The sequence below is a fragment of the Psychrobacillus syltrankelensis genome (genome assembly GCF_055454035.1).
Genome location: NZ_CM144227.1, coordinates 1,192,026 through 1,212,790, shown reverse-complemented (window position 1 = coordinate 1,212,790; position 20,765 = coordinate 1,192,026). Strand labels below are relative to the sequence as shown.

At 35.1% G+C, this 20,765-nt stretch carries 16 protein-coding genes; 9 read left to right on the top strand and 7 right to left on the bottom strand.

The genetic code is table 11. The annotated features are described in order from the left end of the window. Nucleotides 1-65: 65 nt before the first annotated feature. The gene (locus ACTSKG_RS06155) at nt 66-1,259 is read right to left on the bottom strand and encodes a C40 family peptidase (RefSeq protein ID WP_464757257.1); all 1,194 of its coding nucleotides are present in this window, start codon (nt 1,257-1,259) and stop codon (nt 66-68) included. Nucleotides 1,260-1,738: 479 nt separating this feature from the next. Then, nucleotides 1,739-2,476: an SDR family NAD(P)-dependent oxidoreductase gene (locus tag ACTSKG_RS06150; RefSeq protein ID WP_464757256.1), complete on the bottom strand. Its 738-nt coding sequence runs from the start codon at nt 2,474-2,476 to the stop codon at nt 1,739-1,741. Nucleotides 2,477-2,670: 194 nt separating this feature from the next. Here ACTSKG_RS06150 and ACTSKG_RS06145 point away from each other — a divergent pair, with 194 nt between their 5' ends. Further along, on the top strand, nt 2,671-3,273 hold the full coding sequence (locus ACTSKG_RS06145) for a TetR/AcrR family transcriptional regulator (protein ID WP_464757255.1): 603 nt from the start codon (nt 2,671-2,673) through the stop codon (nt 3,271-3,273). 484 nt (nt 3,274-3,757) lie between these two features. Here the strand turns inward: ACTSKG_RS06145 and ACTSKG_RS06140 are convergent, their stop codons facing one another. The 4 genes from ACTSKG_RS06140 to ACTSKG_RS06125 form a co-directional block, all read right to left on the bottom strand. After that, a complete protein-coding gene (locus ACTSKG_RS06140; protein ID WP_464757254.1) occupies nt 3,758-4,549 on the bottom strand; it encodes an ABC transporter permease in 792 nt (263 codons plus the stop codon). After that, on the bottom strand, nt 4,550-5,335 hold the full coding sequence (locus ACTSKG_RS06135) for an ABC transporter permease (protein ID WP_464757253.1): 786 nt from the start codon (nt 5,333-5,335) through the stop codon (nt 4,550-4,552). A 1-nt stretch (nt 5,336) separates the two neighbouring features. Next, a complete protein-coding gene (locus ACTSKG_RS06130) occupies nt 5,337-6,311 on the bottom strand; it encodes an ABC transporter ATP-binding protein (protein ID WP_464757252.1) in 975 nt (324 codons plus the stop codon). 122 nt (nt 6,312-6,433) lie between these two features. Continuing rightward, nucleotides 6,434-7,471 (bottom strand): ArsR/SmtB family transcription factor, encoded by a 1,038-nt coding sequence (locus ACTSKG_RS06125; RefSeq protein WP_464757251.1) that lies wholly within the window; start codon nt 7,469-7,471, stop codon nt 6,434-6,436. Between the two features lie 581 nt (nt 7,472-8,052). Here ACTSKG_RS06125 and ACTSKG_RS06120 point away from each other — a divergent pair. From ACTSKG_RS06120 to aspA, 4 genes are all read left to right on the top strand, one after another. Next, complete coding sequence (locus ACTSKG_RS06120) at nt 8,053-9,006, top strand: MBL fold metallo-hydrolase (RefSeq protein WP_464757250.1); 954 nt, start codon at nt 8,053-8,055, stop codon at nt 9,004-9,006. 11 nt (nt 9,007-9,017) lie between these two features. Continuing rightward, nucleotides 9,018-9,875, top strand: coding sequence for an alpha/beta fold hydrolase (locus ACTSKG_RS06115; RefSeq protein ID WP_464757249.1), 858 nt, complete (start codon nt 9,018-9,020; stop codon nt 9,873-9,875). Between the two features lie 588 nt (nt 9,876-10,463). After that, nucleotides 10,464-11,570 carry an HD-GYP domain-containing protein gene (locus ACTSKG_RS06110; protein ID WP_464757248.1) on the top strand — a complete coding sequence of 369 codons (1,107 nt, stop codon included), beginning with the start codon at nt 10,464-10,466 and terminating at the stop codon, nt 11,568-11,570. Between the two features lie 457 nt (nt 11,571-12,027). Then, the gene (aspA, locus tag ACTSKG_RS06105) at nt 12,028-13,452 is read left to right on the top strand and encodes an aspartate ammonia-lyase (RefSeq protein WP_464757247.1); all 1,425 of its coding nucleotides are present in this window, start codon (nt 12,028-12,030) and stop codon (nt 13,450-13,452) included. A 351-nt stretch (nt 13,453-13,803) separates the two neighbouring features. Here the strand turns inward: aspA and ACTSKG_RS06100 are convergent, their stop codons facing one another. After that, a complete protein-coding gene (locus ACTSKG_RS06100; protein ID WP_464757246.1) occupies nt 13,804-15,489 on the bottom strand; it encodes an Rqc2 family fibronectin-binding protein in 1,686 nt (561 codons plus the stop codon). 542 nt (nt 15,490-16,031) lie between these two features. Here ACTSKG_RS06100 and gmk point away from each other — a divergent pair. The 4 genes from gmk to priA all read left to right on the top strand — a co-directional run bounded on the left by gmk (nt 16,032) and on the right by priA (nt 20,671). Next, a complete protein-coding gene (gene gmk / locus ACTSKG_RS06095; protein WP_464757245.1) occupies nt 16,032-16,652 on the top strand; it encodes a guanylate kinase in 621 nt (206 codons plus the stop codon). Beyond that, on the top strand, nt 16,653-16,877 hold the full coding sequence (rpoZ, locus tag ACTSKG_RS06090) for a DNA-directed RNA polymerase subunit omega (RefSeq protein WP_464757244.1): 225 nt from the start codon (nt 16,653-16,655) through the stop codon (nt 16,875-16,877). A gap of 177 nt (nt 16,878-17,054) precedes the next feature. Beyond that, a complete protein-coding gene (gene coaBC, locus ACTSKG_RS06085) occupies nt 17,055-18,263 on the top strand; it encodes a bifunctional phosphopantothenoylcysteine decarboxylase/phosphopantothenate--cysteine ligase CoaBC (RefSeq protein WP_464757243.1) in 1,209 nt (402 codons plus the stop codon). After that, a complete protein-coding gene (priA, locus tag ACTSKG_RS06080) occupies nt 18,260-20,671 on the top strand; it encodes a primosomal protein N' (protein ID WP_464757242.1) in 2,412 nt (803 codons plus the stop codon). Before coaBC ends, priA begins: the two co-directional genes overlap by 4 nt. Nucleotides 20,672-20,765 lie beyond the last annotated feature (94 nt).

Here is a 20,765-nt window from a genome sequence, read left to right as displayed (position 1 = left end):
TTTGGGACAGCCTCTTTTGTTTAGGAAGAATTAGATTTTATTAAAATACTAGTACTGTAATGGAATTAGATTAAACGGCCGAATCCGGTGAAGTGATTTTCCCAATATGCTCCGTCGATATTACTAATTTGTACGAAATAACCACTTGCTGCAATCATTTTATTACCTCCAATATAAATACCAATATGTGAAATACCAGATTTATATGTATCGCTAAAGAAAACTAAGTCTCCAATTTTTGGTGTAGATATAGGTTTAGATGCATTGTAAAAGCCAGCTGCTGATAAACGAGATGTTGAGATACCTGCTTTATTATAAACATAAGTAATAAAACCTGAGCAGTCAAAGCCACTTGGTGATGCTCCATCGAAAACATATTTTGCGCCTAAATATTGTTTTGCAATTGAAACAATATTATTACCTACTGATGAACTAGTTGATGTAGAAGTTGACGGTGACGTTGATGAGCCGCTAACAATTAATTTTTGTCCAACAGTGATTGCAGTTGAAGATAGATTATTTAATTTCATTATTGTTTTATAAGAAATACCAAATTGACTACCAATTTTAGATAATGAATCACCTGATTTTACTGTGTATGTATTTGTAGATGTATTACTTGAAACAGATGAATTCGATGTTGAATTTGTTGTTGAAGTCGTGGAACCTTTAACTACAAGTTTCTGTCCAATATGTATTAGAGTTGAAGATAACTTATTCCATTCCATTAACCTTTTAGATGAAACACCATACTGACTACCAATTTTAGATAACGAATCACCTGATTTTACTGTGTATGTAGTCGTAGATGTATTATTACTTGAATTAGATGAATTCGATGTTGAATTTGTTGTTGAAGTCGTAGAGTCTTTAACGACTAGTTTCTGTCCAATATGTATTAGAGTTGAAGATAACTTATTCCATTCCATTAATTTTTTAGATGAAACACCATACTGACTAGCAATTTTAGATAATGAATCGCCTGATTTTACTGTATATGAAGTCGTATAGCCTGGAGATGAAGTAGTAGATGTTTGTTTTTCGCCGATAATTAATTGTTGTCCAGGAAAAATTAAAGTAGATGTTAAATTGTTTGTATTCATAATTGTTTTATATGAAATGTTATAAGCTTTTCCTATTTTATCTAATGAATCACCTGATTTTACTGTATATGTAGCTGCTGAGGCTTGTCCAACAGATGTTACTAAAACAGTTGTTCCTACAGTTAATGCTGCTATCTTTGATGCCAATTTATTCATAATATTATATTCTCCTTAATTGCTATTAATTGCAGATATTATAATATCATTGAGATATAACAAATTAGTATCAAAAATATAACAAATTAGTATCAAAAGTATATCGGAAAAGAATTTACTGTAATATTTCAAAATTTATTAAACAGTTTAGTTTCATTTTGTCATAAACAATTTAGTTGGAAGTCAGAATAGAGTCTAGTTTGTTGGTGGCCACTAGCGTTTCGCAACAGTAATATATTATTAATACATATTAAATAAAGGTACCTAGAACCAACACAATTCTGATTTGTTTGGGTTTCTGGTACCTTTCATAATAAGGTAATAAAGTTCTTATATAATTTACCTTTGAATATTGATTGTTTCCACTTATGATAAGGTTCAGCGAAATATATCTAAATGAAGGCCCATACACGAAAACCCATCACCGATTAAGGCAATGGGCAAGTGAAACCGAGATTTTGTTTCTCTTAGTTATTCAATTATTGAGCTGTATAGCCACCATCAACAGTTAAACTATTCCCAGTCATGAATGAGGAATCGTCACTTGCCATGAATAATACGGCTTTTGCCATTTCGTCTGCTTGTCCAAGACGTTTCATCGGTGTCATCGAAGCTAAAACTTGTTTACTTTCTTCTGGAATAATTGGTGTATCGATGAAACCTGGGCATAATGAATTAACACGGATATTTTGTTCTGCATATTCAAGTGCAAGTGAACGTGTTAAGTTAATCACGCCGCCTTTTGCTGCGTTATAAGCCGCTGAACCAGGTGAACCAACCCAACCGTACATAGATGCCGTATTCACGATTGTACCGCCACCAGTTTTTAACATTTCACGGATTGCTTCCCGTGCTACTAAGAATACACCATCTAAATCGACATTTACTGTGTTTCGCCACTCAGAGTACTCTAAATCGTGTGAAGAATGAACACGCCCGATACCTGCATTATTGAACACAATATCCACTTTACCAAAAGTTTCAACCGCTTGTTTAAAGATATCAGCTACATCTTCTTCACTAGTAATATTTGCTCTTACAAATAAAGCTTCCGCATTAAGTATTTTCAATTCTTCTTCAAAAGCTTTTCCTTTTTCTTCATTTAAATCCACAAGAACCACTTTGGCTCCTTCTGAAACGAATAGACGAGCTGTTGCTGCACCGATACCAGATGCTCCACCAGTAATCACGGCTACTTTATCTTGTAATTTTCCCATAATAAATTCCTCCAGTATAATAAAGTCCATAGTACAATTACATTTTACCCAGAATGAACACATAATATTTGTGCTATTTTGTTCACAACTTAATTTTAATGTTTTGTTCACATTTAACAATCATTAAGGTATTATTAAATGTCTAACTAGTAGACACTCCAAACTAAATTGTCTGTTTTCAGGAGGTTTTTTTGATGAATGATCAACAAAGTGTGACATCTCAACGGCAAAACCGTACAAAAGAACATTTAAAGCTAGCACTAATCGAACTCATAAAGGAAAAGGGCTACCATTCTGTTTCTGTAAAAGACATTGTAAACTATGCTGCTTATAATCGTAGTACCTTTTATGTTCATTACCAAGATAAAATAGAACTTGCGAAAGATTTACTCGATTCTATGCTTCAAGGGTTAGAAGTTTCTGTAGGAAAACCATATGTATCTGGGCATAAAGTATATACAGCAAAGCTAAATGCATCTTCCTTTAATATCGTTACTTACATATATATACACAGAAGTTTTTTTGAGCTGATTAAATACACGGACACCTTACCAGGATTACTTACAAGATTCCCTCAAACCATCTTAAAAATTTATCAGGAACAATTTATATTTGAAACGATCAACAACATCCCAGTCAATATGGATTATTTTAAACGTTATACAGCCTATGGCTTTTACGGTCTATTACTGAAGTGGATTACTGATGATTTCAAAGAAACTCAAGATGAATTTATCAAAGAAGTAACTGAACTAACAAAAACACATATTTATTCATTTGAACATATTAAAAAATAAATTATCTACCTCATCAATTAATCTTAAGTAGAAGAAATATGTTAGGGCTTCCTCAGACTAAAAAGCAAATCCCCAATGATGAGCCCAAAGAGAAAATACTCACTATGATAGACGGTTGTACTAGAGAAACATAGATAGTATTCATTAGATAAAGAAGTGCTACGTGGACGAAATTGCATCATCCTCCGTTTTTATAACTAGGACAGGATCTTATCTTACATATACTAGCCTTAGTAACTTGAATTTACATATTCCAAGAAAGCAATGGAGAAACAACCTCCACAAAAAATGTAGCTAGAAGTGAGTGAGTCACTTCCAGCTACATAATTCAAACAATAATAGTGTAGGTGATGCTAATCCCAGCACACGAAATAATAAAGACAAGATGCAATTAAACGACAATAGGGTTTTTTGACTTATATAAAAAAAGGCTCCTAGAGTCAAACTTTTAAAATTGCGTTTAGTAACCTCTCTACTGATAAAACTAATTTAAATCCATTGTTCCTTTCACTCTCGATAAGTATTCCGCATGTTTTATAAATACAAAACTAATAACAAAGAAACAGCACCCTAACAAAAGTTCTTCTCCCAAAAGAGGTAATACAAGTGAATAATCTCCTTCATTAAGGATTGCCTTCGTTAACTGAACTCCTCTTGTCAATGGAATGAATTGCGAAAAATGCCCTAACCATTCAGGCATAATCGAATGCGGGTAGTTTGCACCACTCAATAATAACAAAATGCTTGCGAGTAAATTAGATAATAAATGAATTGATGGCGTCCAAAGACAGAAGCAACCAACAATTAACCCAAGTCCACATGCAGAAAAGATAGACACAGCCCATACGAATGACAGAGGTAAAAGGGCTTCAAAAGGAATGGAAACTTGAAAAATAATGATTCCAAATAAAAGCCCGAGTCCTGAGGTAATTAACCCATTCAAAACATGTGCAATAGATCTAGATAAGAATAGACCTACTTTATTTACAGGAGAAGTCATAACAAGTTGCAGTGTACCCATCCCTCTATCCGAAGTTATAACGGACATAATGCCAAAAACGGAATTCATGACACAAAGAAGAAGTGCGTTGGAACCAATATAACCAGAAAGACCTTCGCCTTTGTATATATAGTTTACTAGAACGGAAAAAAATAAAAGCTGACTGAGTGGGTTTAACACCATTACAAGCAAATATACTTTTGGGTCTAACCAACCAAATAATGCTTTATATGATAATAAACTATGACGACCAAATCGCTGCAAAGATTCTATCATTTAGTACACTCCTAACTTTCCATGAATTCTTGCTTTCTTTTCTACTGCTTTATAACAAAAAACGCCTAGTACTACATAAATTATTGTAAGTAGCAGCAAAACAATGAATGGTTTTCCGATTATTGAAAACGTTGCATTTTCCATAGTTACCTTACGAAGTACCTCAATTGCCCACGTCGGAGGGAGAATATAAGAAATTGGTTTAACCCATATTGGCAAAATCGCAAAAGGGAACATAAAACCGCAAATTAAATAAATAGGATACTCAATGAAGTTCATAAGTGCTTCCGCTTGTCGAGACAATGTAAATGCTAGGGACAGGAAAAAAGAAAAAACAGATAAAGCGAATAAAACAAAAATAAGTGAACTTATAAAAAATAAAGGATGGATTATCGAAACTTCAACTCTAAAAATGAGGACTAAATAGATAAAAGAAATTATCATCGAAAGTAATCCCCAAAGTGTATTCCCAATAATTTTCCCGACCAAAATGATGGAGAAGGAAGTAGGGGACACAAAAATAATTTCCAAAGTACCGTAGTAACGTTCTCTGTTCACATCGCTTGCAGATGAATAAACAATAGAAGACCAAAGTGCCATGAATCCAGATCCAAGTACAACATATTGAAAGATCTTCTCCGGAGACTCAGTTCCATAAATAAAAAACGAAATTGTCGCTAGAAAGAGGGGGGATACCCAAATAATAAATTGAAACATAGGTCTCGCGATAGATAGTCCCATTTGAACCTTTATTGTATGAAATAATGCTCTTATAGTTGGATTCATGTCATTTTCCTCCTATGATGCTTACATATACATCCTCAAGAGAAGGTTTTGTAATGGATAAATCCATAATTTCTTTACCCTTCATCAGTTCATAAATAAATGGAATAACTGCCTGTGGTTCATTTGTATGCAATCGTAGGTACATGAAATAATCTTTTTGTTCAATTTGGACATTATGAATATTTGGAAGTGCTGCTAATGCATCTAATTTCTTGTCCTCAACTCCAATAATTTTGCATTCAATAATAGATATATTGTCCGTTTTCTTTTTGAGATTTTGAGGCGTATCTATTGCAATAAGCTGCCCTTTATCGATAAAAGCAATACGATCACAAAGCTCATCTGCTTCATACATATAGTGTGTAGTTAAAAGAATAGTTGTTCCACTATCCTTTAGTTGTCGTAAAATTTCTCTAAGTTTTCTTGCACTTACTGGATCAAGTCCTATAGAAGGTTCATCGAGAAATAAGATTTCTGGTTTATTAACTAGTCCCCTTGCAATTTGCAATCGCTGTTTCATCCCTTTTGAAAATGTCTCGACTTTTTGATTAGCGACATCTTGTAAACCAACCAATACTAGCAAATCATTAATTCTTTGTCTTTGTTCATGCCGAGGTACTTTATACAAATCAGAGAAATAAGCTAAATTATCATAAGCAGATAATCTCCAATATAAGTTACGTTCTCCACCAAGTATGAAATTGATATGTGGTCGGAGCTGCATATGCTCTATTACAGGATCTAGACCCATGACAGAAACTTTTCCTGATGTTGGTATTAACATCGTTGTTAAGATTTTAATCATCGTAGTTTTACCAGCTCCATTTGGTCCAAGCAATCCGAAAATTTCTCCTTTATTAACAGAGAATGAAATTCCTTTTAAAGCCTCTACTTCTTTTTTCTTTTTATGAATTAATCCAACTTCTGTTTTGTAACTTCTTTTTACATTCGAAACTTCGATTATAGAACCACTCATGCAAAGCACCCCTTAATATTAGATAACTATCTTATAAGAAAACTATATTATATTTAATGTAATTGTCAATCACATTTTTTATTGGAAAACAAAAAAGTCTAATCTGATTAGCTCAGACTAGACTATTTTCCGGGAAGTATAAATTTTTGGATTTCATTAAAAGTAAATTGCGTATGTTCCTGATTACTTGAAAAGTATTTAATCGTACCAACTTTCTCCTCTTTAACAAAGCCTGCCTTTTTTAATATATCTAAATGGTGTGAGACAGTTGCGGTAGTTATACCTAAATATTCAGCGAGCTTCGCGCCATACTCCTTGTTAGTTGAAAGCATTCGTAGTATTAAGAGTCGATTATGATCAGAAAGAGCCTTCAATTGTAAAGACAAATCCACACTAGTCTCTCGATTATCGGATAATGGAGCAGCACATCCGTATAACACAATACAAATATCTGAATTGAAAATCCGCATTCGATGAGGTGTAAAATAATACGAAGGAATAAAATAATACATTTTATAAAGACTCGTTCGTTTAAAGGTTTTCCCCATCACGTACTGTGCTAAAGCCAGTGGTTCTAACGCAATGGATTTCAAATCAACGATTGCTTTATCTAGTAATTCTTTTCTTGTATTTATCGCTTGCTCTAAAACCTTTGAGTGAGTAACCTCAAACTGCAGTTTAGAAATTTGTTCACGATAAAACTCTATATTTGATATAAAATCTATAATAAAATGACGTTTTTCTTCGGAATCCCACAGAATATGTTCATCAATGGTATGTAGTAGTGAAGGTTTTTCCAAGAGTTCTTCTATCTTTGGCAATGGAATAGCCTCACCTAAAAAATTATATAAATATTCTTCGTCGCTCAAATTAGATACCTTTTCCTGGAATAAATCAACATCATAAAAATAAGGGCAAGGTAGAAGAAGATTTAAAATTTGTAAGAAGTCCCATTCAGTCTTTTTGCGCCATTGCCCAATAAATTCCTGGGATTCTTTCGGCAACTGTTTTATTAATAAAGCATGATCAACTTTAGCAAAATCATGCTGACTCGATTCTATTAACGAAGAAAGAAGAGCTATTCCTTCAACTACCGGAGAAAAAAAGTGCTCTACAATCTCCTTACCATTCTTACCTTGTTCATCTATTTCTGAAGTCATAAAACCCCTCCGTTCATATGAATTATAAGATAGTTATCTTATAAAAGAAAGAATTAAGATGAGAGGGGATTACTGTAACAATGGCGAATGTCTATATTAGTTTGAATATTAAATAGATGCGAGAAGATTTTTGGATTGGCTGATTCATAGAACTAACCCATCTGAGCTTTAACTCAAGGATGGGTTTATGGTTAAATGACAGAATCACTACAACCAATGTTGCAAAGGCTACTGCAAACATTAATGCTTCTAATACTGACAAAAGGTGAGTGTATTAAATACTCACCTTTTCTTGGATTCATCTACATCGAGAGTGTTCCGTAAATAAATTGTTTTATTGGGTTCTCAAGGGGTTCTTACCTAACTATCTTAACTTGGTTTTAAACTAACGACACTCACACTGTCGATTTATTTAAACAATGTATCACAAACGATTCGGAGTAATGTCGGAGTTTTCTTGGCATAGGGAACACTTACCCAAGACAATAATCTTATACAAAAAAGAATTAAGATGAAAGGGAATTCCTTTAACAATGGAGAATATCTAGATTAGACAGGTTAATAGATAGGAGGTAATGTAAGTGGTTAATGCGAAGAGAGAGACAGAATATTTTACTTTACATAGGCTTACAGAGGGAGTGTATGCAGCAATAGCAAAACCTGGTCAAGGAGCATGGAGTAATGCAGGGGTTATCGACTTGGGAGATGAGTTGCTCGTATTTGATTCATTTAGTACACCTTCAGCTGCCAAAAAATTAAGGAAACAAGCAGAAATGATTATCGGAAAAAAGGTGAAATATCTTATAAATAGCCATTATCATGGAGACCATGTGTTTGGAAATCAAATATTTGAAGATGCAACGATTATTTCTACTTCTTTAACTAATAAATGGTTTAGAGAGCAAAATACTATTCATGATGTGCAGAAGGAAATAGAGGAAATGAAGCAATATCTACATAAATTAAAAAATCTGATAGAAAAAGCTGAAGATAATATAACAAAGATCAGTCTATTAAATCAGTATGAAGAAATGTCCAAAGTGTTAGAGGAGCTGCCTCATTTGAAAACAGTATTGCCATCCGTTATCTTTGAAAAACATTTGGTTATCCAAGGTTCGAAACGAACGGTAGAGCTCCACTGCTTAGGAGGAGGGCACTCACCAAGTGATACCTTTTTGTATTTACCTGATGAAAAGATAGCTTTCATGGGGGATATTATTACTGAAGACCTTCATTTGCCAATTTATAACCCAAAAGAATTTTTGACTATTCTAGAAAACGTAAAACAAATGGATGTGGAAAAAGTTGTCCCGGGACATGGGAAAATAGGGACATTAGGGTTGGGTGATACATTAATGAACTATTTATCATTTTTAAGTAAAAAGGTAATGGATGCGCAACAAAATAATATTTCATTGAGCGATTTCATCTCAGATTTTATCATGCCTATTGAATATGCAAACTGGAAAGGTGTAAACGGAATCACCCGTAACCTTACAACTGTTTTTAACTTCTATGCAGGAAAGCATGAATAGGAGGGAGCTCTTTGCAAAATTACAAGACAATAATGGATGGAAGTACAGTGAATTACTATGAATATGGCGATAAAAGCAATCGAACCATTGTATGTTTTCACGGACTTGCTGGTAATGGTTACTATAGTTTTGCCGAAATAGCTGTCCTTTTGAAAAATGATTTTCATCTTATTATATTTGACAGTCCTGGACATGGAGAAACGTCCTCGTTCGATAACGAAAATGATTATCTGTTCTCTAAATTAGCAAGGTGGTATCAACAATTGATTGAGCAAGTTGTGCCAGGCAAATTCTTTGTAATGGGACATTCCTGGGGAGCTGATTTGGCGCTCCATTATACAAAATATTATCCTGACGCCGTTTTAGGTATTATTCTGTTGGATGGGGGCTTCACCTATCCGCAAAACCAGAAAGAAATGACATTTGACTATGCGTTTAATGGGTGGAATGATTATATGGAGCAATCTGTGTTTAGTGATTGGACGAGCATTACTCAAGAATATAAAACATATACGAATAGATGGGATCTTAAGAAAGAACGATATGTATCTTCGATTTTCAAAAAGAAGCATAATCGATTTGAGCTAGTGGTTTCCAAATTCACAGTGTTGTCCATTATTAAAGCCTTTTTTAAGGAACCATTTTCAGAAACATACCCTTTCATTAAGGTACCAGTACTTCTTATTCATCCTTCAAAACCTGATAATTTGGATGAAGCAAGAGCGATAGGTATATCACAATTAAAGGATAAGTTAGACGATGTTACGGTGATAGTAATGGAAGGTGCAAGGCATATGTTACAGTGGGATGAACCGGAACGAACAGTAAATGAAATCAAAAAGTGGATAGGGAGAAAACAAAGAAAATGATTTGAAAAATTATAAAAAAGTCCGTAAATATACAATGAAATTTTTAAGAAAATCTGATATTTGTGCAAGATCTGCATAACCAGTTAATTTCCCATTTGATAGGAATTCCAGGGCATGTCATATGATTTGTTTATTTACTGAGGAGAAAGGAATAGCTGCTTCATCTTGAAAGATCTAAAAAGGAACATAAATGGGGGCATAATTTTATAGGACCTCATTTAAATGTGGTACGTCGAACCGTGACTTAAGTAAAAAGGTTAAAGTGGGTATGGATTAACTATAGATATAAGGTTCGATTCAATTATAGTGAATTTCATCTCATACAGATCGTTTGTGCTCTTAACTCTTAAAGCATCATAATAAATGTAAAAGTCACAGACCGTAATAATCTTTAATCTTATGCTTTAATTGTTTGAATTCTCTTTTAGGTATCTGTAATTTGAACCACAGCCGTATGATCACGACTATTCTCTTCTACATACATTTGTACTATAATAGTACTATACATAGTTATTACCTTTTGTACGAGCATGACATCAACTATAAGTACAAATGGCTTATTGTACTTAGAAAGGGGACGCTTGGAAAATGCGGTTAGTAAAAATTGATAAAGTGCAGCCAGGAATGAAACTAGGTAAACCGATATATAATGACAAAGGCAAAATTCTTCTAACAAAGGGCGCAGAACTAATTGATCGTATCATCCCTAAGTTGCAGAAATATAATGTTACAACTGTTTACATAGAAGATGAGGTATCTGAAGGAATAGAGGTCATTGAGTCTATACCTGAAGAGTTGCGTATAGAAGCCTTAAATACGATTACTGAAGGGTTCCAAACATTAGCAGATTTAAGCGATTCAAAATCAAATCTTCAAAGGATGATGAAATCAGGTAGAGCAATACGAGGCTTTCAAAAAGTATTTAAGGATATACTGGCGTCACTAACAGACAATCCAAATGCATTGAATTTACTAGCTTCTACCAAAATACATGAAAATTATGTGTTCAATCATTCGTTAAACGTTTCTATATATGCTTGTCAGCTAGCTCTCGAAAATGGATTGCCCCTTAAGAATATCGAAGAAATCGGATTGGGAGCAATGTTACATGATTTAGGAAAAGTGTATATTCCGCTAGATCTATTAAATAAGCAGGGGGATTTAACGTTAGAGGAATATGCCCTAATCAAGCAACATTGTAAAATGGGCTTCGATACACTACGTAAAATCCATGAAATCCCACTACCAGTAGCTCACTGTGCATTGCAGCACCACGAAAGAATCGATGGAATGGGATATCCAAGAGGATTAAAGGAAGATGAAATTCATAAATATGCGAAAATCATCAGTGTTGCCGATGTCTTTGATGCCGTAACAAACCCAAGAGCATTTAGGGCGGCTGTGATGCCTCATAAAGGGCTTGAAATACTGTATGCCGGAAGTGGAACTCAGTTCGATCCTGTTCAAGTCAACTTATTTAAAGGGTGTATCGCCATCTATCCACCAGGCTTAACCATAACATTAAACGATGGTCGGACAGGAATCGTCACTCAATATAATTATCAAGCCGCGGGACGTCCCGAAATCCGCATTATTAGGAATGAAGAAAATGAAAATGTAATCCCATATGAAATTAATTTAGGAGCCAAGGAAAACCAAACCCTTGAAATTGTGATGGCGGACGCATTAATTTAAGTTTCAAAAAATAAACGAAGTAGTAAAATGATGATTTAACATCGTAAAACTTTAATGAACAAAATATTTAGTCGTATAATCTAAGATTATTATTTTTAAATTGTGTTAATCTATTAATAGATTGAGTTAATTTCATAAATAGCATTTATTTATTAAAACACGAACAATGATTATTTTATTGATTGGAGCGACAGGCGGTGACTCCAGACGGAGGCCAACAGGATGTTGGTCACGAAGGCCTTGCCACACGATGTGGCGCTCTTAGCCTTCGTTCCTCATCGCTCACCCCGCGGAAAGCGTCCGCCGATAGCGGAAATTTATGAAGAGTATATGATACATATTCTCACATTTCATTTTAATATTGTTCGTGTTTTATGCTCTAACTTTGAATTATGAAATTGATACAGATTAACACAATTTTAAAATAAATGTTTTCTTAGAAATGGAGATTATGATAATGGTTACCACAGAGTTTCGTATGGAAAAAGATTTTTTAGGGGAAAAAGAAATTCCGAATGATGCTTATTATGGTGTTCAAACCATGAGAGCAGTCGAAAACTTTCCGATTACGGGATATCGAATTCACCCGGAACTTATAAAATCTTTAGGTATTGTGAAAAAAGCTGCAGCATTAGCAAATATGGAAGTTGGCATGTTGGAGAAAGAAATCGGACAATCGATTATTCAAGCATGTGATGAAGTCATCGCTGGAAAATGGAATGAACAATTCATTGTCGATCCTATTCAAGGTGGTGCTGGAACATCAATTAATATGAATGCAAACGAAGTCATTGCAAATCGTGCCCTTGAGTTAATGGGAGAAGAAAAAGGGAATTATACACGCATTAGCCCAAATAGCCATATTAATATGTCCCAATCAACAAATGATGCATTCCCAACGGCTACACATATCGCAGTGTTGTTCTTAATGGATCAATTACTCGTAGCTACTAAAACAATGCAAAAAGCATTTGTTTCGAAAGCAAAAGAATTTGAAGGTATTATTAAAATGGGGCGTACTCATCTTCAAGATGCCGTGCCAATCTTACTTAGTCAAGAATTTGAATCATATAGTCGTGTCATTTCACGTGACATTGATCGTATTTCACTTTCGAGACAACACTTATATGACATCAATATGGGTGCAACTGCCGTTGGTACAGGATTAAATGCGGATCCTTTATATATCGAATTAGTCGTTCGAAATCTTAGTGAATTCAGTGGCTTACCATTAAAATGTGCCGAACATTTAGTGGATGCTACTCAAAATACAGATTGTTATACGGAAGTATCTTCAAATTTAAAAATTTGTATGATTAATATGTCAAAAATCGCAAATGACTTTCGCTTAATGGCTTCTGGACCACGTGATGGTTTATTTGAAATCAAATTACCTGCTCGTCAACCTGGGTCATCGATCATGCCTGGAAAAGTAAATCCCGTAATGGCTGAAGTCGTGAATCAAGTAGCTTTCCAAGTCATGGGGAATGATTTAACCATTTCTGCAGCTTCTGAAGCTGGCCAATTTGAACTAAATGTTATGGAACCAGTTCTATTTTATAATCTAATCCAATCCATTTCGATCATGAATAATGTTTTTACAGTTTTTACTGAAAAATGTTTAGTAGGCATTACGGCGAATAAAGAACGTTTAAGAGAATACGTTGAAAAGAGTGTGGGAATTATCACTGCAGTAAATCCTCATATCGGATACGAACTTGCAGCTCAAATTGCAAAAGAAGCCATTGCTACCGGAGCTTCTGTACGTGAACTTTGTATACAATCTGGCGCTTTAACGGCAGAACAATTAGATTTAATATTAGATCCATTTGAAATGACACATCCTGGTATTGCTGGTGGTAGAACACTTGTAAAGAGTTGATTGCAAAGTTTTAGTATGAAAGAGATGTAAAATGAGTTTCTAATAAGATGATAATCGTGGAGCATTGGTGGACACATTTTCATTTGATAGAAAAATATCCTGAACGCCATATCAACATGATGAATTTAAAAACGCACTGAAGTGCATAGTGTCCAGGCACGCAAACTATTTAAAATAGTCTCGGTGCCTGGCACCATATAAAACACTCTATTAGGTTAATCTTCAAATTTCAAATGGTGATAAAAGGAATAGTAAATTCTTTTTATCTAATATGTATTAATCATTTCTACTCCCGAAAATAAAACAAAAGATTATCAAAATAGCCTATCAAGCTACTCTGATAATCTTTTTTTATTTCTTCATTAGTCTAACCTTCTCCTCATTCGGAGTTACAAACACCGTTGTCTGCTCAAAATAAATAACAAACCCTGGCTTAGCCCCGCTCGGCTTTTTCACTTGCTTAATTACCGTATAATCTACAGGCACCGAAGCAGATTCACGAGCCTTGCTAAAATAAGCTGCAAGATTAGCTGCTTCGAGCAGTGCCACTTCAGTTGGATTATCCGAATGTATAACAACATGGGATCCTGGGATATCCTTGGTGTGAAGCCATGTGTCCGATTTTTTAGCAAGTTTAAATGTAACGAAATCATTTTGTTTATTATTTTTACCAACGGAAATTTCGGTGCCATCTGATGCAATGAATTTTTCAGGCGTTGGTTTCGTGGGTTTTTTCTTCTTTTTGGAAGCACGTGCTTTAAGTAAGCCTTGCTCCATTAGTTCTTCTCTAATTTCTTCGATGTCGGTTGGAGATGCTTGCATTACTTGTTGAAGAAGTAATTCGAAGTATGCAATATCATCCTTTGTTATTTCAAATTGCTGTTCGATTTTTAATAAGGCAGTTTTTGCTTTTGTATAGCGATTATAATAGCTTTGTGCATTTTGAGTTGCTGTTTTTCTGTTATCCAAGGGGATGACAACTGTTTTGCCATCTTCATCGTAATAGTTAACAAGCTCAACTTCTTTTAGCCCTTTTTCAATTGAATAAGAGTTTGCCATTAATAGCTCTCCATACAATTGGAATGTATCTAGTTTTTCGGCTTGTTCAAAGTCTTTTTGGAGTTTTTTCATCTTCAGCTTCAATTTATTTAATTCGTTTTGAAGCCATCTTTCTAAATCTCCTGCTTGTTGTTTTACGCGGTCGCGTTCTGCTTTTGCGAAGTACACTCGATCCAATAAATTTCCTAGCGTATTTTCGCTAAATTTGTCGCCATCTAGATGAGTTAATTCATTCGGTGAATAATACGTTTTTCCGCCTGATTCGACAATTTGTATTGTGGCGCCACCTTGTTCAAACTCCTGCATATATTTCTTATAAATTTCGACGCGATTCGCACCGTTTTGGAATCGATGAAGTAATTCTTTTGCATGTAAAGGAGAGAACCCGGAAATTTGATCTACAATTTCTTTCGATTCATTAACTGATTGAATCACTTTTAACAGTACCTCTGAATACTCTAAGGGATGGAGCTTGTTTTGAGCGGGAGGTGCAATATAAGGTTGACCAGGTAAAATAGTTCGATAGCTATTCATAGAAGGTGATAAATGCTTAATGCTTTCTAAAATTAGATTACGAGTAGGGTCTATTAAAAGTAAGTTGCTGTGACGGCCCATGATCTCCATATGAACTTCTCTTGTAATGTCATCTCCAATTTCATTTTTACTCTGAATTTCGAATATGAGAATTCGGTCAGTTTCATGTTGTCGAATAGATGAAATGATCCCGCCCTCTAAGTGCTTACGTAAAACCATACAAAACAGTGGCGGTTGAGCAGGATTATCAATTGTTTCGTTTGTAATATGCACACGAGAATAAGAAGGGTGCACAGAAAACAATAATTTATAGTTCTGTCCTTGTGCTCGAATTTGCATTAGAATTTCTTGCGCATTTGGTTGATGTATTTTCGAAATACGCCCAGTGATTATTTGTTGCAGTTCAGTTTTCATTGAAATTGTAAATAAACCATCAAATGCCATAATTTTATCCTCTTTCAAAACGTTATTTTGATCTGGCTCCAGATGCCAGTTTCTTATATTGATTCACTTTTTCCAGAAAAATTGTCCTACTTCAGCGCCTTGCCAGTTTACTGAAAAACTCTGAAATAGTATTTTTAGAAACTATTAGCACGACGGAGAATTATTTTCCACGAGCTTGCACAAGTTTTACTGATTCCATTTTTAAATTTTTAGAAAATCGTTGAAAAAGGCGACACTCCTGCGGGAATAGTGTTAGCGGAAGACCCCGTAGCGCAGCGAGGAGGCTGAAGCAACGCCCGCGGAAAGGGAGCCGTTTCAACGATTTTCTTACTTCTAAGATGAGGAATCGTAAGAGTAAATAAAGATTTTGCAGTAGTTACGACACGATATCGCGAACTTAGAGTATATTCCTTTATAAGGCGCCGACGCTTTTCTTTATTATCTTATCATTTTAAAGGAAACTTGTGTTATAATCATTAAAGTATGTAAACTGTTATAAATGTACAGGCAAACGGAGTATGCATGTATTTGAAGGAGACGTTATGCGCAGAGAAAAAGGTATATTGATCGTTTTATCAGGCCCTTCTGGTGTCGGTAAAGGAACAGTGAGAAAAGAATTGTTTTCAGAGCCCGGAACAAATTATGAATATTCAATCTCTATGACGACTAGACTTCCTCGTGAAGGCGAAGTAGATGGAGTAGATTATTTCTTCAAGCAGAAAGAAGAGTTTGAACAGTTAATCGAACATGGGAAGTTATTAGAATATGCCTCATATGTAGGAAACTATTATGGTACTCCGATTGATTATGTTAATGAAACACTCGATTCTGGCCGAGATGTGTTTTTAGAAATAGAAGTTCAAGGAGCAAGTGTTGTGCGTCAAAAAGCTCCAGAAGCACTTTATATTTTCTTAGCTCCCCCTAGCTTATCTGAACTAGAACAGCGACTTATAGGTAGAGGAACGGAAACAGAAGATGTGATCAATTCTAGAATTCAAGCCGCTAGGCAAGAATTAGAAATGATGCATTTATATGATTATGTAGTTGAAAATGATGAAGTTACAAAAGCATGTGCAAAAATAAATGCAATTGTTGCTGCAGAACATTGTCGACGTGAACGTGTAGAAAAAAGATATTTAGCCATGTTGGAAGGGGAATTATAAATGTTATATCCATCAGTAGACTCATTAAAAAATAAAATCGATTCCAAATATTCATTAGTAAGCGTAGCCTCTAAAAGAGCTAGACAGTTACAAGAAGAAGGCGGCGAGCGTTTAACTTCATATGTGTCAGCTAAACAAGTTGGGAAAGCATTAGAAGAAGTAGCGCAAGGTGAGCTTACAATCGAATCATCCAATGAAAATGCAATTTACGAAGACGAAGTATAAAATGTAACTTCATTCAGAAGAGCGTACAAACGCTTGCTGAATAATATCATTGCTCTGGGAAATAAAGTTGATTTTATAAAGGGTTTATTCGCCATGGCAAATTTGATTATAAAGCAAACACCTCCCAAAGAATAAACATTTCTTTGGGAGGTTGTTATTTAGAGGGGAGAATTTTGGATGTTAACTTCTAAAAAGATTGTTGTTTGTGTGACAGGTGGAATTGCTGTTTATAAGGCGGTTGCCCTTGTAAGTAAACTTACACAAGCTGGAGCGGATGTAAAAGTAATGATGACGAAGTCTGCAATGGAATTCGTACAACCTTTAAGTTTTCAAGTAATGTCCCGAAACGATGTCTATTTTGATACGTTTGATGAAAAAGATTCTAGTGTGATTGCACATATTAATTTAGCAGATTGGGCGGATTTAGTTATTGTTGCGCCAGCTACAGCGAATGTGATTGGAAAGCTTGCGAACGGGATTGCAGATGATATGGTGACGACTACTTTACTTGCGACAACTGCAAAAGTTTGGATTGCACCTGCTATGAATGTACATATGTATGAAAATGCTGCTGTTATACGTAATATTGAGCAACTTTCAAAAGACGGTTATTCATTTATCGAACCTTCTGAAGGTTTTTTGGCATGTGGATACGTTGGAAAAGGTCGTTTAGAGGAACCAGAAAAAATTGTGAAATTGGCGGAAGAGCATTTTACTCCAAAAGATTTACCTTTAAAAGGGCAAAAAGTAGTTGTGACGGCAGGTCCTACAAGAGAAAGAATTGATCCAGTACGCTTTTTGACAAACTTTTCTAGTGGAAAGATGGGTTATGCTATGGCGGAAGCTGCAGCTGATTTAGGTGCGGAAACGTATTTAATTTCCGGTCCCGTAAGTATAGATGCTCCGTCGAACGTTACACTAATTCCTGTTGAAAGTGCTAAAGAGATGTATGATGCTGTAATGGAACGATTTGATACATCTTCTATTGTCATTAAAACTGCGGCAGTCGCTGATTACAAACCCAAAGAAGTACATAGTCAAAAAATGAAAAAGCAACAAGGAGACTCGACCATTATTTTGGAGCGGACAAGCGATATTCTTGCAGATCTAGGTAAAAGAAAAACAAAGCAATTATTAATCGGATTTGCTGCAGAAACAAATGATGTAGTTCATTACGCAAAAGGGAAATTGGAAAAGAAAAATGCGGATTATATAGTTGCAAATGATGTGACGGAAGAAGGATCAGGGTTTGGAACTGACACAAATTCCGTTACTTTAGTTGGGAAACAGGATGTAGAAATACATTTTCCTCATCTACCTAAAAAGGAGCTTGCACTTCAACTACTTCAAACTATCCTAAAACTAGAAAAAGATGAACTGAAATGATCGTAGAAGTCATAGTTGATGTATCTGCTTATCCAATTGACCGACCATTTGATTATATCGTACCTGAACATTTAGAAGCCTTAGTTGAACGAGGTAGCCGCGTTCACGTTCCTTTTGGCAATCGTAAAGTGCAAGGGTTTATAACGAATATAAAAGAACAGACTGACATTGATATTACGAAGCTAAAAGAAATTCAGTCCATTATTGATGTGGAACCTGTTGTAACTAAGGAACTCTTGCAATTATCAAAATGGCTAACGAATAAAACATTATGCTATGAAATTGATGCACTCCAAGTAATGCTTCCAGCTGCATTACGTGCTTCCTATAAGAAAAACATTAAGTTAATAAATCCCTCAGAACTAGAAGAAGACTTCTTAGCTTTGTTTGGCAAAAAAGAAGCTGTTTCTTACGATGTAATTGAAAAAGCTGGTTACTTGCGACAAATGAAAAAACATTTAACGCAAGGTGCTGTGCAATTAGAGACGGTGATTAAACAGCATGCGAAAGCGAAAATAATTGCAAAGTATCATGTCATTGCAGACAAAGAATTCATTCAAGAGCAATTAAAAAATCTAACTAAAAATGCTATTAAGCAAAAAGAATTGATGGAATGGTTATTAATACAAGAACAGTCTTCTTTTACAACGGAAGAATTGAAAGAAATGTCTAACGCAAATAGTAGTACGATAAAAGCATTGATTGAAAAAAATATTTTGGAAAAAGACAAAGAAGAAGTATATCGTGAAATCTCTTCGTTAGAATACGATGACAAGGATCAAAGATTTCAGCTGACAGATGAACAAACCGAGGCACTTGCTAAGATTAATCATGCTCAAGATCATGCAGAAAGTACAACATTTCTTGTTCACGGTATTACTGGAAGTGGAAAAACAGAGATTTACTTAAATGCGATTGAAAATTCTATCTTAAAAGGAAAGCAAGCAATCATGCTTGTACCTGAAATTTCTTTAACACCTCAAATGACTCGTCGATTCAAATTACGTTTTGGTGATGAAGTTGCAGTTATGCACAGTGGTTTATCTATCGGTGAAAAGTACGACGAATGGCGTAAAATTTGGCGCGGAGAAGTAAAAGTTGTGGTTGGTGCGAGATCTGCCATTTTTGCACCATTTAAAGATCTTGGGCTTATTATTTTGGATGAAGAACATGAATCGACATACAAACAAGAAGATACCCCAAGGTACCATGCAAGAGATGTTGCAATTTGGCGTAGTGAGTTTCACAATTGCCCTGTCATACTTGGAAGTGCAACTCCTTCGCTAGAATCATATGCTCGTGCATCTAAAGGTGTTTATACATTGTTAACATTGAAAATGAGAGCGAAAGAGCAATCCTTGCCATCCGTGAATGTTGTCGATATGCGAGCAGAGTTGAAAAATGGAAATCGGTCGATGTTTAGTATAGATCTTGCAGATGCGGTAAGAGAAAAACTAGATAAAAAAGAGCAGATCGTGTTGTTTTTAAATAAACGAGGATTTTCTTCCTTTGTCTTATGCCGAGACTGTGGAACAGTAGTAGAATGTAAACAATGCGATATATCCCTTACGTATCATCGTGCTGGAGAGCAGCTTAAATGTCATTATTGTGGACATGAAGAGCCAGTTCCAACAAAGTGTCCGGAGTGTTCGAGTGATTATATTCGTTTCTTTGGAACGGGGACACAAAAAGTGGAGGAAGAAATTACGAAATTATTTCCTTATGCAAGAGTGCTTCGAATGGATGTAGACACAACAAGAACAAAAGGATCTCATGAGCGAATTTTGAAGCAGTTCGGAGACGGGGAAGCAGACATTTTACTTGGCACGCAAATGATTGCGAAAGGATTAGACTTTCCAAATATTACTTTAGTAGGCGTACTAAATGCAGATACCACTTTACATTTAGCGGATTTCCGTGCAGCGGAAAAAACGTTCCAATTGATGACGCAAGTAAGTGGAAGAGCGGGTAGACATGATAAAGAAGGGAAAGTATACATTCAAACATATACCCCAGAACATTATGCTATCGAGCTCTCGAAAGCCCAGTTTTATGAACCCTTTTATCATAAAGAAATGCAAATTCGGAAACAATATGAGTATCCTCCATTTTATTATTTAACATTAATCCAAGTAACTCATGAAAATGTTATGATTGCTTCTGAATATGCAAGGCTTGCGACGGATTGGTTAAGAGCAAATTTATCGGAGCAGACAATGGTCGTTGGTCCAACAGCATGTGCTATAAGTAAGATACAAAATAGATATCGTTACCAATGTTTGATAAAATACAAAAAAGAACCATTATTAATCGAAAAACTACAACAACTAATAAAAATATATCGTACAGAGTGGATGAAAAAAGGAATCATCCTATCAGTTGATCTAGATCCATCCACTATTTTATAACTTTATTCAGCACACAAAACCGCTGAATAATGGAACTCTGGTTAATAACGCCACTTCCTGTGGCAACACCTGACTGACCAACATCCTGTTGGCC

Bases quoted from the DNA above. Each gene is read 5' to 3' on its own strand.
- ACTSKG_RS06140 (WP_464757254.1), bottom strand. From the start codon at position 4,549: ATGATAGAATCTTTGCAGCGATTTGGTCGTCATAGTTTATTATCATAT.
- ACTSKG_RS06125 (WP_464757251.1), bottom strand. From the start codon at position 7,471: ATGACTTCAGAAATAGATGAACAAGGTAAGAATGGTAAGGAGATTGTA.
- coaBC (WP_464757243.1), top strand. From the start codon at position 17,055: ATGTTAACTTCTAAAAAGATTGTTGTTTGTGTGACAGGTGGAATTGCT.
- rpoZ (WP_464757244.1), top strand. From the start codon at position 16,653: ATGTTATATCCATCAGTAGACTCATTAAAAAATAAAATCGATTCCAAA.
- priA (WP_464757242.1), top strand. From the start codon at position 18,260: ATGATCGTAGAAGTCATAGTTGATGTATCTGCTTATCCAATTGACCGA.
- ACTSKG_RS06110 (WP_464757248.1), top strand. From the start codon at position 10,464: ATGCGGTTAGTAAAAATTGATAAAGTGCAGCCAGGAATGAAACTAGGT.
- aspA (WP_464757247.1), top strand. From the start codon at position 12,028: ATGGTTACCACAGAGTTTCGTATGGAAAAAGATTTTTTAGGGGAAAAA.
- ACTSKG_RS06130 (WP_464757252.1), bottom strand. From the start codon at position 6,311: ATGAGTGGTTCTATAATCGAAGTTTCGAATGTAAAAAGAAGTTACAAA.
- gmk (WP_464757245.1), top strand. From the start codon at position 16,032: ATGCGCAGAGAAAAAGGTATATTGATCGTTTTATCAGGCCCTTCTGGT.
- ACTSKG_RS06100 (WP_464757246.1), bottom strand. From the start codon at position 15,489: ATGGCATTTGATGGTTTATTTACAATTTCAATGAAAACTGAACTGCAA.
- ACTSKG_RS06135 (WP_464757253.1), bottom strand. From the start codon at position 5,335: ATGAATCCAACTATAAGAGCATTATTTCATACAATAAAGGTTCAAATG.
- ACTSKG_RS06150 (WP_464757256.1), bottom strand. From the start codon at position 2,476: ATGGGAAAATTACAAGATAAAGTAGCCGTGATTACTGGTGGAGCATCT.
- ACTSKG_RS06155 (WP_464757257.1), bottom strand. From the start codon at position 1,259: ATGAATAAATTGGCATCAAAGATAGCAGCATTAACTGTAGGAACAACT.
- ACTSKG_RS06145 (WP_464757255.1), top strand. From the start codon at position 2,671: ATGAATGATCAACAAAGTGTGACATCTCAACGGCAAAACCGTACAAAA.